17 protein-coding genes are annotated in these 16,902 nt (G+C 35.6%); 8 read left to right on the top strand and 9 right to left on the bottom strand.

What is annotated here, in order from left to right; translation table 11 throughout:
- Positions 1-36 precede the first annotated feature (36 nt).
- The gene (locus tag KBJ98_RS02785; RefSeq protein WP_210788154.1) at positions 37-807 is read right to left on the bottom strand and encodes a type 1 glutamine amidotransferase domain-containing protein; all 771 of its coding nucleotides are present in this window, start codon (positions 805-807) and stop codon (positions 37-39) included.
- Between KBJ98_RS02785 and KBJ98_RS02780 the strand changes: the two genes are divergently transcribed.
- Complete coding sequence (locus KBJ98_RS02780) at positions 792-1,787, top strand: LysR family transcriptional regulator (protein WP_225899046.1); 996 nt, start codon at positions 792-794, stop codon at positions 1,785-1,787. The two genes, KBJ98_RS02785 and KBJ98_RS02780, sit on opposite strands and share 16 nt — an antisense overlap.
- Before the next feature lie 2 nt (positions 1,788-1,789).
- On the opposite strand, the gene nadD is transcribed toward KBJ98_RS02780, so the two are convergent.
- From nadD to KBJ98_RS02750, 6 genes are all read right to left on the bottom strand, one after another.
- A complete protein-coding gene (gene nadD / locus KBJ98_RS02775; RefSeq protein WP_210788153.1) occupies positions 1,790-2,371 on the bottom strand; it encodes a nicotinate (nicotinamide) nucleotide adenylyltransferase in 582 nt (193 codons plus the stop codon).
- A 145-nt stretch (positions 2,372-2,516) separates the two neighbouring features.
- Positions 2,517-2,879 carry a four helix bundle protein gene (locus KBJ98_RS02770; RefSeq protein WP_210788152.1) on the bottom strand — a complete coding sequence of 121 codons (363 nt, stop codon included), beginning with the start codon at positions 2,877-2,879 and terminating at the stop codon, positions 2,517-2,519.
- 100 nt (positions 2,880-2,979) lie between these two features.
- Positions 2,980-3,552: a guanylate kinase gene (gene gmk / locus KBJ98_RS02765; protein ID WP_210788151.1), complete on the bottom strand. Its 573-nt coding sequence runs from the start codon at positions 3,550-3,552 to the stop codon at positions 2,980-2,982.
- 84 nt (positions 3,553-3,636) lie between these two features.
- On the bottom strand, positions 3,637-4,497 hold the full coding sequence (locus KBJ98_RS02760) for a YicC/YloC family endoribonuclease (protein ID WP_166132756.1): 861 nt from the start codon (positions 4,495-4,497) through the stop codon (positions 3,637-3,639).
- A 185-nt stretch (positions 4,498-4,682) separates the two neighbouring features.
- Positions 4,683-5,564, bottom strand: coding sequence for a DMT family transporter (locus tag KBJ98_RS02755; protein ID WP_210788150.1), 882 nt, complete (start codon positions 5,562-5,564; stop codon positions 4,683-4,685).
- Entirely contained in the window at positions 5,557-5,913 is a 357-nt protein-coding gene (locus tag KBJ98_RS02750; protein ID WP_210788149.1) for an arsenate reductase family protein, read from the bottom strand. Before KBJ98_RS02750 ends, KBJ98_RS02755 begins: the two co-directional genes overlap by 8 nt.
- A 77-nt stretch (positions 5,914-5,990) precedes the next feature.
- Between KBJ98_RS02750 and KBJ98_RS02745 the strand changes: the two genes are divergently transcribed.
- A complete protein-coding gene (locus KBJ98_RS02745) occupies positions 5,991-6,449 on the top strand; it encodes a DinB family protein (protein ID WP_210788148.1) in 459 nt (152 codons plus the stop codon).
- Between the two features lie 190 nt (positions 6,450-6,639).
- Here the strand turns inward: KBJ98_RS02745 and KBJ98_RS02740 are convergent, their stop codons facing one another.
- Complete coding sequence (locus tag KBJ98_RS02740; RefSeq protein WP_210788147.1) at positions 6,640-7,383, bottom strand: DUF3298 and DUF4163 domain-containing protein; 744 nt, start codon at positions 7,381-7,383, stop codon at positions 6,640-6,642.
- 138 nt (positions 7,384-7,521) lie between these two features.
- Here KBJ98_RS02740 and KBJ98_RS02735 point away from each other — a divergent pair, with 138 nt between their 5' ends.
- Positions 7,522-8,697, top strand: coding sequence for a cystathionine gamma-synthase (locus KBJ98_RS02735; protein WP_317192473.1), 1,176 nt, complete (start codon positions 7,522-7,524; stop codon positions 8,695-8,697).
- Between the two features lie 64 nt (positions 8,698-8,761).
- On the opposite strand, the gene KBJ98_RS02730 is transcribed toward KBJ98_RS02735, so the two are convergent.
- A complete protein-coding gene (locus tag KBJ98_RS02730; protein ID WP_210788145.1) occupies positions 8,762-9,568 on the bottom strand; it encodes a THC0290_0291 family protein in 807 nt (268 codons plus the stop codon).
- 277 nt (positions 9,569-9,845) lie between these two features.
- On the opposite strand from KBJ98_RS02730, the gene gdhA reads away from it, so the two are divergent.
- The 5 genes from gdhA to KBJ98_RS02705 all read left to right on the top strand — a co-directional run bounded on the left by gdhA (position 9,846) and on the right by KBJ98_RS02705 (position 16,872).
- Positions 9,846-11,189: an NADP-specific glutamate dehydrogenase gene (gdhA, locus tag KBJ98_RS02725; RefSeq protein WP_210788144.1), complete on the top strand. Its 1,344-nt coding sequence runs from the start codon at positions 9,846-9,848 to the stop codon at positions 11,187-11,189.
- Between the two features lie 119 nt (positions 11,190-11,308).
- The gene (porZ, locus tag KBJ98_RS02720; protein WP_210788143.1) at positions 11,309-13,597 is read left to right on the top strand and encodes a type IX secretion system anionic LPS delivery protein PorZ; all 2,289 of its coding nucleotides are present in this window, start codon (positions 11,309-11,311) and stop codon (positions 13,595-13,597) included.
- A gap of 106 nt (positions 13,598-13,703) precedes the next feature.
- Entirely contained in the window at positions 13,704-14,429 is a 726-nt protein-coding gene (gene recO / locus KBJ98_RS02715; RefSeq protein ID WP_210788142.1) for a DNA repair protein RecO, read from the top strand.
- A gap of 307 nt (positions 14,430-14,736) precedes the next feature.
- Complete coding sequence (locus KBJ98_RS02710) at positions 14,737-16,185, top strand: DUF4041 domain-containing protein (RefSeq protein ID WP_210788141.1); 1,449 nt, start codon at positions 14,737-14,739, stop codon at positions 16,183-16,185.
- Between the two features lie 168 nt (positions 16,186-16,353).
- Entirely contained in the window at positions 16,354-16,872 is a 519-nt protein-coding gene (locus KBJ98_RS02705) for a hypothetical protein (RefSeq protein ID WP_210788140.1), read from the top strand.
- Positions 16,873-16,902 lie beyond the last annotated feature (30 nt).

Raw genomic sequence — 16,902 nt, 5'->3', positions numbered from 1 at the left:
AGCAACTTAGCTTCTCAGTATCTTAGCGACTTTCTCTTATTTTTTTGAATTCAATTGAGCCAATAATTTTTCAGCAACTAATTTAGACGAAGCTGGATTTTGACCTGTAATTAACAAACCATCTTCTACTGCGTATGGATTCCAATCTGCTACTTTAGAGTAAATAGCTCCGTTGGCTTGCAAAGCATCTTCTAATAAAAAAGGAACAACTTTAGTCAATCCAACCGCTTCTTCTTCGGTGTTTGAAAAACCAGTTACTTTTTTGCCTTTTACTAAAAATTCTCCATTTACTTTTACGTTTTTCAACACTGCTGGTGAGTGACATACAAAAGCTACAGGTTTGTTATTAGTGTAAAAAGACTCAATCAAAGCGCTAGAATTAGCATCAGTAGCTAAATCCCATAAAGGACCGTGGCCACCTGGATAAAAAACAGCATCGTAATCAGACTCTTTCACATCGCTTAATTTATGCGTATTTTTTAGTTTTGTTAGCAATTCAGTATCAGCATCAAAACGTTTTGTGTCTTCTGTAGCTGCAGATGGGTCTTCACTTTTTGGGTCAATTGGTGGTTGTCCACCTTTTGGTGTAGCGATATCAATTTGAACACCTTTGTCTAGTAATTCATAATAAGGAGCAGCAAATTCTTCTGTCCAAAATCCTGTTTTTTCTCCTGTGTTTCCTAGTTCAGAATGACTGGTAACAACAAATAATACTTTTTTCATCTTAGTTTTTTTTGTTTTTTGTGCCGTTGCTGATAAGCAACCCACGGTTAATACTAGTAATGTAAATAATGCGATCTTTTTCATCTTGTAAATTCTTTGTACAAATTTACGGCGATTATGTTATCAGTAAAAATAATTTAAATTATGTTTGTGATAAATATATTTATATCATGGTCAATCTAGAATGGTACCGAACCTTTAAATCAGTGTATAAAAACGGAAATTTTTCGGCTGCTGCCAAAGAGTTGTTTATTAGTCAACCCGCTGTTAGTCAGCAAATATCTATGCTCGAAGCGCACGTGGGGTACAAGCTTTTCACTAGAAAGTCAAAAGGAGTAGAAGCCACTGAATACGCTAAGTTACTCAATAATTTAATCATTGAAGCATTAGACCGATTGGAAAATGTCGAAAATGGTTTCAGAGCTAAAGCATTCAACGCCAATCGTTTAATTTCGGTAGGAATTTCGAAACATTTAATGTCTAGTTTGGGTAGCGCCTTGGTATCAAAGTTCGAGTATATTGACTTTAGTTTCTACGATAATGACACGTTGTTTGAATTGGTGAACGAAAAAAAACTAGATTTTGCGGTCGTTACTAAACAATTTGACACTTTTGATACCATTCAGAAAAAAGTAGGTGAGATCAAGCAGGTTATTGTAGGATCGCCAGAAATTGATGCGGCGCCATTAAAAACAAGTATAAAACTTAAAGATTTTGCGGCCATTGAACATTGGTTGAATGATCAAAAATGGTACAGCCACAATGCTCAAATTCCGCATATCAAATTATTTTGGTTGCATGTCTTTAATAAAAAAAGGCCGTCGATGGTTCCTAACTATATCATTCCGTCTGAATATGAAATGCTCGAAATCATTTCGAGAAATACAGGAATAGGAGTAGTTTGGGATATTAATGCAAAAAAGTTACTAGCCGAAAACAAAATTCAAATGTTGTGGAATAGTAAACAAATGCCTAGCACAGCTGTTTATGTCTTGTCAGGTAAAAATGATAATTTGAGTACTATTTTTGAGAATATTCAAGTAGAGTTGAAAAAGGTTTTTTGATTTTATTTCTTATAAAAATTATTATGATCAATATACTCCCAAACTTTTGCAGGCAACAGCGGTTGAATGTTTTTGCCTTTTTTGATATTGTCACGTATGAAAGTTGATGAAATCTCTACAACCGGCGCATCAATTAAGTGAATTTTTGGGTGATTTTTAAACTCCAAGTTTTCCTCTTCAGTTGAGATTCGTGGGTACACATAAATGTCATGACGTTCCAGGATTACTTCGTAGTTTTTCCATTTGTGTAAGGACTTCAAATTGTCTTCTCCCATGATTAAAGAGAATTCGTGATTAGGATATTTGTCTTCTAAATGAGCGAGTGTATTTACCGTATAATTTGGTTGTGGTAATTTAAATTCAATATCCGATGGCTTGATTTTCGGGAAATCCTCAGTAGCTAGAAACACCATTTGCAAACGGTGATAATCATCAAGTAGTGTGCTTTTTTTCTTCAAAGGATTATGTGGCGTAACCACCATCCAAACCTGATCTAAATCAGAGTGCTCTGCCATGTGATTGGCAATGATAAGATGCCCAACATGAATGGGATTAAACGTTCCGAAATAAAGTCCGATTTTCATTTTTTTTTGGTCCTTAGTTTTATGTTTTAGTCCTTAGTCCTTAGTCCTTAGTCCTTAGTCCTTAGTCCTTAGTCCTTAGTTCTTAGTTCTTAGTGTATAGTCATTAGTGTTTTTAAAAGGGGGTAAAGTCTTTATATGGTGCAAATTACTTTAAGTTTTTTGCAAAAGCATTAATCATTTTACTTTCTTCTTCAATTAAAGACATAATTTCAGTAATCAAGTTGTCATCGGTAATAAATCCTAATTCTTTACCGATGATTAGTTGGGTTTCTATTTCGTTTAATGAACCTCTAGCAATATTTAAAAAATGATTGAATGACTTGTCTGTTTGACGTCCAAAACCTTCTGCAATATTTGAAGGAACTGATACACTTGCTCTTTTCAACTGGCTAGTAAGAGCGTATATTTCGTCTTTTGGAAAATCTTTTGTAAGCTTATAAACCAAAACCACAATTTTAATTCCTTTTTGCCAAATAAGTAATTCTTTATATGATTTAACTCCACTCATATATAAATGATCTAATAATTGTTTTTTTTCGAACTACAATTTACAAAAAAACTAATTACTAATAACTTAGGACTAATGACTAGGTGCTTGGGACTAAGAACTACTCAGCTACAAAATCCTTCACCAATTGATAGGCTTCCTCAAGTGCAACAGGCAAATCATAGTTCTTGATAATTACATCAAATTGTGGTGCAGTTGCTAGTTCTACAGATGCTTTAGCGATACGCATATTGATTTTGTCATCGCTCTCGGTACTGCGTTCCTTTAATCGTCTTTTAAGTTCATCCACGCTTGGTGGTTTTACAAAAACAGCAAGAGTTTCTTCAGGAAATTTATGTTTAATGCGCAATCCGCCTGCTACATCAATATCAAAAATTACATTTTTACCAAGTGCCCAGATACGCTCTACCTCACTTTTTAAAGTTCCGTAAAAATTGTCTCTGTAGACTTCTTCCCATTCTACGAAATCTTCGTTTTTAATGTGCGTTTTAAAATCTTTTAATGACATAAAATAGTAATCCTTGCCACTTACTTCTTCACCACGAGCCTCGCGCGTAGCTGCTGATATCGAAAACTCTAAATTCAAGTCTTCTTGCTTTAATAAATGCCTAACTATAGTAGTTTTTCCTGATCCTGACGGTGCCGAGAATACGATTAATTTTCCTTTTTTCATCTTTATAATGATTAGTCCAAAGTTCTAGGTCCTTAGTCCTTTGTTGTTGAATACAAAGGACTAACGACTAAGTACTAATTACTTTTATAACACATTCAATACCTGTTCCTTAATTTTTTCCAATTCGTCTTTCATCTGAACGACTAATTTTTGCATTTGTGCGTGATTTGATTTGGACCCCATGGTGTTGATTTCACGTCCCATTTCTTGAGTGATAAAACCTAATTTTCTACCGTTAGCTTCGGTTCCGTTGATGGTTTCTAGGAAATAATCTAGGTGATTCGTCAAACGTACTTTTTCTTCGGTGATGTCTAGTTTCTCTAGGTAATAAATCAATTCTTGTTCAAATCGATTTTCATCAACATTCACTTTCAATTCTGCAATAGCAGTTTGCAGACGGTCTTTTATGGCTTGAACACGCTCTGGATCAAGCGCTAGTGCCTCAGTCATGTATTGACGAATGTTACCAATACGCAATTGAAATTCTTTTTCAAGTGACATGCCTTCATCTTGTCTGAAGTTCAAGATGTTTTGCAACGCTTCTTCGATAACGGTTTGAATTTGAATCCAATCGTTTTCATCAATTTCCTCACGTTCTATTTTCATGGTATCCGGCATGCGAACAGCCATTTTCATCAATTCGGTTTCATCAGCTTGTGGATATACTTCACGCAACTGGCTGATGTATGCTTTTACAATAGGTACGTTTACTTTGGTAGAAGTTTGCTCAGCAGTACTCTCCATAAAAATAGAAAAATCAACTTTGCCTCGCTCGAGTTTCAGTGCAATTTGGTTTCGAAGTCCCAATTCCATTTCGCGGTAAAGCGATGGCATGCGAACATTTAGATCTAGTCCTTTACTGTTTAATGATTTAACTTCTACTGTTATTTTTTTGGTTGGCAATTGCAAAGTAGCTTTACCAAAACCGGTCATTGATTGTATCATATTGTTTTCTAAAAGAGGGCAAAGATAAGGAAAAAGTGTTCAGTGATTCGTTTTTAGTCTCAGTCTCAGTTTTTAGGATGTAGTGTCCAGTTTTTAGTCTCAGTTTTCAGTAATCAAATTCGTAACCAAATCTCATTTTTGTAAACTACTTTTCATAACTGCCAACTGCAACTGTCCACTGTAAACTAATTCTTTTTCATAGTCACCAAATAAACGCCAGTAAATATTAAGAGAGCCGACCCAATTTTGACCAAACTCAATTCGTCTTTACCTAATCCAATAGCGAATACAGTTGCAAAAAAGGGTTGCAAATAAATAAAAACAGCAACCGTAGTTGGTTTTAATTCTTTCATCGAAAGTAAGTTCAACAAGTACGTCAAAAAGGTCGAAAAAATCACTACAAATCCTATTTTCCAGCCAATAGCCTCAGGTACCGTTACCCAGTTAACCGCCTGAAATTCGTTCCAACCAAAAGGTAATACCATCAAAAAGCCAAACAAATAAATCCATTTTACAAAAGTAAAAGCATTGTACTTATCCATTAATTTCTTGACTACAATCAGGTAAAATCCGTAAGAAATAGCATTGACCAAAACGAGGAAATTCCCCAATCCAGCATTGGTAGCATTACCGATAGATTTTCCATACAGAATAAGAAACGCTGTTCCTATGAGTCCGAGTACAATTCCAAAAACTTTTCGTTTTTGCATGCGCTCCTTCATAATTATGGCCGAAAGTGTCAACACAATCATTGGGGTCGATACCATAATTACCGCTGCACTAATGGGCGATGTCAAGCTCAATCCTTTAAAAAAAGTAAGCATATTAAAGGCCACGCCAAAAAAAGCGGCGGCTATAATTCTAGGAAAATCACCTATTTCAATTTTTTCTTTTGGCATAAACAACCAAACCAACCAAAAAAGCAATACAGAGCCACCCACCCGAAGCAAAATAAATCCATACGCATCAATGTATGCAGGCATTACATCCTTGGCAATGGTAAAAGTGACACCATAAATAATCGATACCAGTGTGGCGCCAATCAGCGCAAGATTGCGTTTAGACATTTGCAAAGGCAAGCATTACTTGGTGCATGTTTTGTTGGCTGTTGCCAATGTAAATCTTGTTTTTAATGATAAAAACAGGACGACTCAAAAACGTATAATGCTCCAAAATGTATTTCTTATAATCGTCTTCGGTCAAGTTTTTATTTTTCAAATCCATCGATTTGTAAAGCTGTGCTTTTTTACTAAACAGTGCTTCGTAGCTACCCGAAAGCTCGTGCATTTGCTCCAATTCAGTTTCGGTAATCGGATTTTGTTTGATGTCGTGAAAACTCAAATTGTGGTTTTCTGGCAATGATTTAATGATTTTTCTGCAAGTGTCGCAAGAGGCGAGATAGTATATTTTGTCCATGAATCGTATAATTTCTTTCTGCAAAGAAAATTCATTTGCCACGTAAATTGATTATTTTTATCAAAAAATATAAAAAAATGAAGCAAGTATTTGACGTTACAACCACAAGCAGAAAAATGATTTCTACTTTTCTTGAAAACTATTCCTTGGCGCAACTCAATACCATTCCGCCGGGATTCAACAATAATTTGATTTGGAACATCGGGCACATTATCGTTTCGCAGCAAATTTTGGTTTACAAACTATCAGGTTTACCACTTTTGGTCTCTAATGAATTGGTCGAAAAGTACATGAAAGGAACCCGCCCTGAAACCGATGCGTCACAAGCTGAAGTAGATGAAATTAAACATCTTTTAACGCATACGTTGCAGCAAACTCAAGCAGATTTTGAGCAAAATCGCTTTCAAAATTATACGCCATACACCACTTCAACTGGCGGTCATGTATTGAACAATGCAATCGATGCTATGGCTTTTAGTAATTTTCACGAAGGGCTTCACATAGGTTGCATGCTCATGATTCGCAAATTTATTTAAGCAAATAATTCGGGATTTCAGGAGCTATTTCCTGCCATTCGTTACAATCTGTGGGTCCAAAACCATTTTTTCTAAGGCATAAAAGGAGCTTCCTGCGGCCGCTCTTTTCTATCAAGAAAAAATAGGGTTTTGGGCCCACAGGATTTTCACTGCTGTCAGGGCTAGTGCGAGTAGTGGTTCTAAGTGAATTTTATTTTAGTGACAAGTACTCGTCAATAGTGTCGTAAGGCAGGAGTAATTCTTTCGGTCCGTCGGCGTAAGAGGCGGCTTCGTAAGAGTTGTAATAAAGGAGCAATCCTTTGTCGGTGTATAAGATAGTTTGCGGAAGCGCAAATTGATCTTCTTCAAACATCAGTCCAGTTGAATTGATCGATGCTGAACTCGGAATTTTGTACTTGGCTCTGAATTTTTTTTCGGCGAAAGCCTTAAAACCAGCTACATCATTAAATATTGTTTCATTTGTCAAAGCTTTTCCAGTTGTGGGGTCAAACAATAAAGAGCGCAATCCTTGGTAGCCGTGAGCGCCTCCTGTATAGGTGTAATGATTAATTTCAATATTGAGCACCGCTGCTGATTGGTATTTTAGTTTACCCGAAACAGTAGCTTCCCAACCCATTGTTTCTCCTGGAAAATCTTTCTGCAATGCCTCATACGAATCGATAAAAGCCTTTGTTAATCCATCATAGGTGGTTGCTTCGTATGGTTTTTCGCCAAAATAAACGATCTCTTTTAAAACCGAAAATACTTTTTTATTAATGCTATCAGCTACCACATCTTTGTTGCTGGCTACTGGGATTTTTATGTCAATTTGTGGGCAATTTTCTGTACAAGCAATTTTAGATTTTTTCTGATACGTTTCGGTCACAAATTGAAGGTCCTTGGTGCAACCACTTAATAAAAGCAAGAGCGCGGCAAAAAAGAAATAGGGTTTCATGAGGCAATTGTTAATTAAATACAAAGGTATCAAGTTGTGACTTGCCAAGTATAAATTAAAGGGTAAATTTGTGAAACTTTTAGGTAATAAAATCAAACGATAGGAGATGAGCAGGACTTTCAATTTGTCGCATCAAATATCAATTTTAAAAATAATAAATTTAGACATATGAAATTCAATACTAAAGCAATTCACGGTGGGCAACACCATGATCCTAGCACCGGAGCAGTAATGCCGCCCGTATACCAAACTTCTACGTTTGTACAAACTAGTCCGGGGCAGCCGTTAAATCCAGATTATGAGTATAGTAGAGCCGCAAATCCTACACGTTCAGCACTTGAAAACGCATTGGCAAGTATCGAAAACGGAACTCGTGGATTGGCTTTTTCGTCAGGATTAGCAGCTACAGATTGTGTGTTGCGTTCGTTTAAAGCAGGTGATGAAATCATTGCAATGGATGATTTGTACGGCGGAACGTACCGCATGTTCACACGTGTATACAAGGATTCTGGAATAAAATTTCATTTTGTAGATATGAATGACTTGGATAAATTCAAGTCGTTAATCAATGAAAACACCAAAATGGTTTGGGTAGAAACACCTACCAACCCTTTGATGAAATTAGCTGATATTCAAGAAATTGCAAAAATAACTAAGGAACACAACATACTTTTTGCTGTTGATAATACTTTTGCAACGCCATATTTGCAAAAACCATTAGACTTAGGAGCTGATATTGTAATGCACTCAGCAACAAAATATTTAGGTGGGCACTCAGATGTAATTGCGGGAGCTTTAATCGTAAAAGACGAAGCTTTGGGAGCACAGTTGCATTTTCAACAATTTGCAACCGGCGCTACACTTGGGCCAATGGATAGTTTTTTAGTACTTCGAGGAATTAAAACTTTGCATTTACGCGTACAAAGACATTGTGAAAATGGCGCTAAAGTGGTGGAGTTTTTGAGTAATCATCCAAAAATTAAAACGGTTTACTATCCTGGATTGCCTAGTCATCCGTTTCATGAAATTGCCAAAAAACAAATGAGCGGTTTTGGCGGAATGGTATCTTTTACATTTGTATCTGGTAAAAAAGAGGATGCCATTGACTTTCTTGAAAAAGTGCAGGTGTTTACTTTGGCTGAATCTCTTGGTGGCGTAGAATCTTTAGCGAATCATCCCGCTTTGATGACACACGCATCTATCCCTGAAGACAAACGAAAAGAAATAGGAATCACCGATGATTTAGTGCGATTAAGCGTTGGTATTGAAGATGCTGAAGATTTAATCGACGATTTAAAGCAAGCACTCGCTTAATTCTAAAAAGAAACCCCAATACTGTTGAGTGTTGAGGTTTCTTTTTTTTTAAATCAAAGTGTAATTAATCTAAGTAATAAATGTATCCGACGTTGAACCAAACCAACCAATCGTTTGCTTTGTTTTCTTTATAAATAGCTGGGTTAGGATTTAAGCCATCTACCCAATTTGAAAAGTAATATTGAAAGCGCAAATCAACCATTAAATCGCGCAATGGACTCAGTTTATAACGTGTTCCCACACTGGTAACTACCGACCAAACCGTGCCACTTTCTGTAGAAAAACCATACGGTCTTCCTTCAGATGGAGTAAGGTATTTTGGAAAAGTAGTGAGTGGTGTTCCAAGTGCTCCTAATGATGACGATGCTTCGGCGTTGTAATAACTAAACTGTCCACCCAAACTCACAAAAGGACCAAAACTTCCATCTCTTGCAGAGAAATCACGAATGCTCCAAGGGAAAAACTCCAATTGCATTCCTAAATTTGTCACAGCAGTACTTCCTTCCATGGCTCTTAATTGCTGTGCTCCGAGTGAGGTAATGCTTGGATCAACATATTGACCAAAATGCTTCAAGTTGGTTTTGTTGAACGATAATTCAGATCTTAATTTGAAGTGATCGTTAAAATAAGTTTCAGGAGTGTAGCAATTACAATCTGCTTTGTATGAAAAATTGAGATAGTGTATAAGTCCAATTCCAATTCCAGTATTACCTGCATTAGTTGAAAAATCATAACGCTCACCGTAGTCAGATTGAAATGCAACTGGACCAGCAATAACTCCCACCTCGTGTGAAAATCCGCCAAATTGTGCGTTGGAATTTACGGAAAATCCAAGTAATATTCCTAGAAGTGGTAGCAGCTTTTTGATCATTAGGAAGTGATATTTTCAAATCATGACAAATATATAAAAACATAGCTCATTTCTAAAAATAATTTAAAATTAAAAAAAAGCAGATAATTTAGTATTTAGTTACGAAAGTTGCAGTGATTTGGATTAAATGGAGAAGTACTAAATGCAAATTTTTATAGAAGGTTAAAAAAAAGATAATTCGGAAGATAAAATAAAAAAACTAAGTTTGGATATTTTTATAAGATGTATCTTTGTAAATTATAACGAAATCGTTTTCTTAATTAATCACATTAAATCTATGTTACTAAAAATAAATGATTTTATGGCTCAAGTAGAGGCCAAAAATCCAAATGAACCTGAATTTATTCAAGCTGTTAGGGAGTTTGCAGAGACTGTAATTCCATTTATTGCAGAGCAAAAAAAATACGATGGTAAGAACCTACTTTTAAGAATTGCTGAACCAGAACGTTCTATTATTTTTCGCGTTCCATGGGTTGACGATTCAGGAGAAATTCAAGTTAACAGAGGTTTCAGAATTCAAATGAACTCTGCAATTGGACCATATAAAGGAGGAATCCGTTTTCATCATTCAGTAAACTTGTCAGTTTTAAAGTTCTTGGCTTTCGAACAAGTTTTCAAAAATAGTTTAACAACATTACCAATGGGTGGTGGTAAAGGAGGTTCTGATTTTGACCCACAAGGTAAATCAGATGCTGAAGTAATGCGTTTTTGCCAATCGTTTATGACAGAATTGTGCAGACACATTGGACCACAATTAGACGTTCCAGCTGGTGATATTGGTGTTGGGGCTAGAGAAATTGGTTATTTATTTGGTCAATACAAAAGAATCCGCAACGAGTTTACAGGTGTGTTAACTGGTAAAGGATTGGCTTACGGAGGATCTTTGATCAGACCAGAAGCAACAGGATACGGTGTGGTGTATTTTGCAGAGCAAATGTTGAACACTATTGGGCAAAATATCGCAGGTAAAACGGTTTCTATTTCAGGTTTCGGAAACGTAGCTTGGGGTGTAGCATTAAAAGTAAATGATCTAGGAGGGAAAGTAGTTACTATTTCTGGTCCTGATGGATATATTTATGATGCAGAAGGAATTTCTGGAGATAAAATTGACTTCATGCTTGAAATGAGAGCAAGAGGCGATAACAGAGCCGAAGCTTACCTTGAAAAATATCCAAATGCAGAATTCCACAAAGGAAAAAGTGTTTGGGAAGTAAAAGTTGATGTGGCTATTCCTTGTGCTACTCAAAACGAATTGAACGAAGAAGATGCTAAAAAATTGATTGCTAATGGTGTAATTTGCGTTACCGAAGCAGCAAACATGCCATGTACTTTAGAGGCTATCAAAGAATTCTTGAACGCAAAAGTACTTTTTGCTCCAGGAAAAGCAGCTAATGCTGGTGGTGTAGCAGCATCTGGTTTAGAGATGACTCAAAACTCTATTCGTTTGAACTGGACAAGTGAAGAAGTTGACAGTAGATTAAAAGAAATCATGGTTGGTATTCACAATCAATGTAAACAATACGGGACTGACGCAGACGGTTATGTGAACTACGTAAAAGGGGCTAACATTGCAGGATTTGTAAAAGTAGCCGATGCTATGCTTGCTCAAGGGGTAGTATAAATTGTTACAACCTAGTACGAAAATGCCTTTTATCATTGCGATAAAAGGCATTTTTTTTTGGCAACAAAATTATAAGAGTTTCGTTTGTTTTATATTTGTAAGCCTTAGGCGCGTTACTTATGAAAAAACAATTTTTTACCATTCTTTTCGTCCTTATAAGCTGGGCTATTTTTGCTCAAAATAACTTGTCGTGGCAGGGATATTTTTCGTACTCGCAAATCAATGCTATCACCGAAACGAATTCTGCAGTAATTGCGGCTTCAGAGAATGCTTTATTTGCTAGAAACGCAGTTAGTAACGAAATAAAAACGACCACCACAATTGACGGTCTTTCGGGTCAAACGATTTCGGCTTTGTTTTATAGTAAAACAGCGAACAAAACCTTAATTGGCTATGAAAACGGTTTATTAATTGTAGTGAACGAAGTCGATGGAAGCAAGTTGAATCTAGTAGACATCATTAACAAACAACTGGCTCCTAATCTCAAAAAAATAAATCACTTTTTTGAACACCTAGGAATTGTTTATGTTGCCTGTAATTTTGGGATTGTTCAATTCAATTTAACAACGCTTCAGTTTGGCGATACTTATTTTATTGGTGATAATGGTGCCGAGATTGCAATTTATCAAACCACTGTTCATAACGGATTTATTTATGCAGCCACCGCTGCAGGCATACGCAGCGCTGCCATTAACAATCCAAATTTAAACGACTTTCAACAATGGCAAACGAGAGCTTCAGGTTCGTGGTTAGGAATTGCCGCGTTTGCTGCTGATTTGTATGCCGTTTCGTCTTCCGGAAATATTCAGAGATACAATCCAGCAACAACTTCATTTACATCTTTTGCACAGCTTCCTGCTGCGGCTGTCAATATGCGTGCACTTTCGGAGTATTTAGTGTTTACAACTGCTAATTCAGTAAGTGTTTACAACAGTCAAATGGTGATGATTCGTCAAATTAATAGCAATCAAATTCCAGATATTCAGAGTTCTTTTACATGTGCAACGGTGCTGAATAATCAAGTTTATATCGGGACCACAGCAAATGGTTTGTACCGTACTTTGATAACGGCAGGTGGAAATTTTGAAAACACAACTCCTATTGGTCCGTCTCGAAATAATATTTTCTCAATGCAGGTTACACCATCTTCGGTGTGGACTGTTTATGGCGATTATGCCGCTGATTATAATCCTTATCCATTAGATAGTTTTGGAATAAGTAAATACAATTCAGAGGGATGGAACAACATTCCTTACGACCGAGTTTTAGGAGCGCAATCCATGACAAAAATTATCGTAAATCCAGCCAATGAAGATGAGGTTTATGCTAGTTCGTTTTTCTCGGGATTATTAAAAATAGTAAAAGAAGTCCCTACCGTTTTGTTCAATCAAACCAATAGCGGCTTGGAGTCGCTTACTTTTGGCGGACCCAATTATATTGATATCCGAATCAACGGAACCGCATTTGATAAAACCGGAAATTTATGGGTAACCAATAGCCGAATCAATAACGGAATCAAAGTACTACGTCCCAACGGACAATGGCAAAGCTTTGATATGAGAAGTATTTTGTCAGCTCCGCAAGAAAATAATTTTGCAAACATTGCTATTGATCGCAACGGTGTAAAATGGTTGCCTACCAGTGGTGATGGTGTGATTGGCTTTAGCGAAAATCCTTTAAAATTTAAAAAAATTACTAGCGGAGCAGATACAGGCAATTTACCGGTTGCTAATGTTCGAACGGCAGTTATTGACAATCGCAATCAATTGTGGATTGGTACTGCCAAGGGTTTGCGAGTTGTTTCAAACCTTGCTGCCTTTCAGGATGAGGAACAAATCAAAGCCAATCCGATTATTATTGAAGAAGATAATTTGGCCCAAGAGTTATTGTTTGAGCAATTCATCACAGCCATAGCCGTTGATGGCGCCAATAATAAATGGATTGGCACTGCCGATTCGGGTTTGTTTTTAGTATCTCCCAATGGTCAAGAAACCAAGTACCATTTTACTATTAACAATTCGCCGCTACCAAGCAATACCATCAACGATGTTGGTATCAACGCTACCACGGGCGAAGTATTTATAGCCACAAGCAAAGGAATGATTTCGTTCAAAGGCACTGCTACCGGTGCGGCTGATGATTTGAGTAATGCTTACGTGTACCCAAATCCAGTGCGACCTGAGTTTACCGGTACTGTAAAAGTAGCTGGACTGATTGATCGCGCTTCGGTAAAAATCACTGATGTGGCTGGTAATTTGGTACACGAAACCATCGCACAAGGCGGTACTATTGAGTGGGATACCACTGCGTTTGGGAAATACAAAGTAGCCTCAGGTGTATATTTAATCTTTATTGCAGCACCAGACGGAGCCGAAACCAAAGTGAAAAAAGTAATGATCATTAGATAATTCGACGCTAAAATTAAATCCTGCAATCTTTTAATCTTTCAATCTTCAAATCCTTCAATCTTTAAATCTTTAAATTTTTCAATTTTTAAATCTTTAATCTAAAACCGTGCAAGTCAAAACCAGAGCTATCGTGCTTTCCTCTTTAAAATTTCAAGAAAAAAGCTTGATCGTAAAATGTTTTACACTTTCGCATGGACTCAAATCCTACTTTGTGCGTGATGCTTTTTCGAGTCGAAAAGCCAATCAAAAAATCGCTTATTTTCAACCCTTGACGATACTCGAAATAGAGGCTGTTCATAAAAACAAAGGCACTTTAGAAAATTTCAAAGAGATAAAAATCGGCACGGCATTTCACTCCATACATTCCGATATTTACAAGAGCACGATGGCCATGTTTATTTCCGAGATGCTGCACCATTCCATTCATGAAGAGGAAGAAAACGAAGCCCTTTTTACATTTTTAGAAACAGCCTTGCACTGGCTAGACAACCACGATGAAATAGCTAATTTCCATTTAATTTTATTACTAGAAACCACTAAATACCTGGGTTTTTACCCAGATACTTCAGATGTTGATATGGCTTTTTTCGAAATGAACGAAGGCATCTTCACACCCTTTCACGCCATGAGTTCACTCACGGAGCACGAAACCAATTTGTTCAAAAAACTACTTGATTTAAAATTCGATAACTCCCGAAACGTCGGGGAAAAAGTCTTTCATGTCATCGAGCGCCAAATATTACTCCGCATCTTGATTGATTATTACAGCATCCACCTCCACGGATTCAGAAAACCCAAATCACTCGATGTTTTAATAGAGGTTTTCTCCTAAAATATTGGGCGTGCCCCTGCGTGAAAACTCCGGGTCAGGCTGTCCGCTGTATCTTTTATTCCGTAAACTCCATAAAAGGATGCCGCTTCCATCCTTCACGCGAAACCTCACGATAATTGACACGTAAGTGCAATTTTTGTAAGATTTATTTATATATTAGCTGAAATTAATGCTGCTGTTTGGAAGATTGGGCAACTTGTTTTGGGTATATATTTAAAATTGGGTTGTGTTTATTTGCAGGAGATATTGCGACCAAAATTGTGCAAAAAATGAAGTGAAATAAAAACCTTATCGTAAACTTTTAATTATGGGATTATTCGATTTTCTAAAAAAGAAAGAATTTGAAGAAATAAGAACTCTTCAAGAAAGACTTGAAAAGTATAAATCTATTACTGATATTCAAAATGAAGTTGATAATAAAAAGAAAGAATTAGAATTACTAATCCAGAACAAAATAATTGAAATTTCGGACAAAGAAAAAGAGCTTAATAAAGTTATTTCACACAAAGAAATTGAATTAAATTCAACTATTGATAACAAAAAACAATCGATAAATTATTTGCAAAAAGATTTTGACGAATTAAATCAGAAATATCAAAATTCTCTTGAAACTTATACTCGACTTCGAAAAGATGTAAGTTTATACGAATCAAAATTAGATTTAATTGAATTTGGTATATATGAACCTATTTACGATTTTGACAAGTCAGAAGATTATAGAAATGAGCAAAATAGGATTATTGAACAACAAAAATTGATGATTCAATCAGAAACGGCTGCAACTTGTAGAACAGAATGGACAATAGATGGAAGTGTTGCAAAAGGTAGAGCAACTACTAAAAAATATATAAAGTTAGTGCTTCGTGCTTTCAATGGTGAATGTAATTCTCAACTTGCTAAAGTTAAATGGAATAACGTAAATCAGATGAAAGAACGCATTCGTAAATCATATGAAACTTTGAATAAACTTGCTGATGGTTATTCTGTTAGTATTTCTTATGAATTTCTTGAACTAAAATTAAAAGAAATCACTCTTGAATACGAGTTCCAAGTAAAACGTCAGAAAGAGAAAGAAGAAATGCGAGCTATTCAAGAAGAATTGCGAGAGGAAGAAAAAGCAAGACGTGAATTTGAACAAGCTCAAAAACAAGCGGAAAAAGAGGAGGAAACTTATCAAAAAGCCTTACTCAAAGCAAGAAAAGAAGTAGAAAAAGCGACAGGCGTATTACAAGAAGAACTTAACAACAAAATTTTAATTCTTGAACAAGAATTATTATTGGCACAAGAAAAGAAAGAACGCGCAATGTCAATGGCTCAACAAACAAAACGTGGACACGTCTATATAATCTCAAATATTGGTTCGTTTGGTGAAAACGTTTACAAAATAGGTATGACAAGAAGACTGGAACCTCTAGACAGGGTCAAAGAACTCGGAGACGCTTCAGTTCCATTTCAATTTGATGTTCATGCTATGATTTATTCAGACGAAGCGAGAACTTTAGAAAATGAACTTCATAAAGCATTTTCAAATAAAAAAGTAAATATGTTGAACTACAGAAAAGAATTTTTCAATGTTAGTTTAGAAGAAATTGAGCTAAAAATAGACGAATTAGGATTTGAAGCCGAATTTACAATTCTACCTGAAGCAATGCAATATAGGGAAACATTAGCTTTATTAGAAAAAATGAATTCTACTGAAGGGATTAAAACAATTGAAGACTTAATAGCTGATGAATATCCAACTACTTTAAATTAGGTGGTACCTTGGATAGATAATAAACTAAAATAATTAATAATCGGTTAGTTAGCTTTTTATGTTTGAGGTAATAGCGAAAATCCGAAAGTTTACGCATTTTCAATAATAAATTTTTATTGTTCCTAGATGTGATAGCTAAGTTTAAAGAACCGAAAAGAACCTATAATTATGAAATTTTTAATTCCAAAGTCGCATAGAATCAAACATAAAATTTTAGAATTTCTATCAAAAGAAAGAATGAAAAATGGAGGTTTAAACCAAACTAAAGATTTTACATTTCCATTAAAAGAAATTTCTACAAGAATAGGCGAAAGATTTAGTGATGTGTATACCGTATCTGATTATTTATTCTACAAAAAATTAGTATACTTTACTAAAAACGGTGAAGATGTTGAAAATCCGAAATGCTGGGTTTCAGATGACGGAATTGAGTTATACACTTCATTTTCTTTAATAAATGATGGTAAAATTTTAAATACTACTCTGTACAGTAACCTTACTTCAATTATTTTTACCATTATTTTAGGTTCAATTACTATGTTTACAGTTTATTCAAGTGATAAAAACACTAAAGAAATTGAGAAAAAAGTAAATGAATTAGAAAAGAGAAATTTACTAAATGAACAAAGATTATTAAACCTCTCCAAAGCATTGTTAAATGAAAAAAAATCGGGGATGTCAAGATAAATTATCAAATCCGATAGAGATGATTTGCAA

The sequence above is a fragment of the Flavobacterium erciyesense genome, assembly GCF_018069925.1.
GTDB lineage: Bacteria > Bacteroidota > Bacteroidia > Flavobacteriales > Flavobacteriaceae > Flavobacterium > Flavobacterium erciyesense.
Note: the sequence above shows the minus strand (reverse complement) of the source record. Positions and strands in the feature narration are given on the sequence as shown.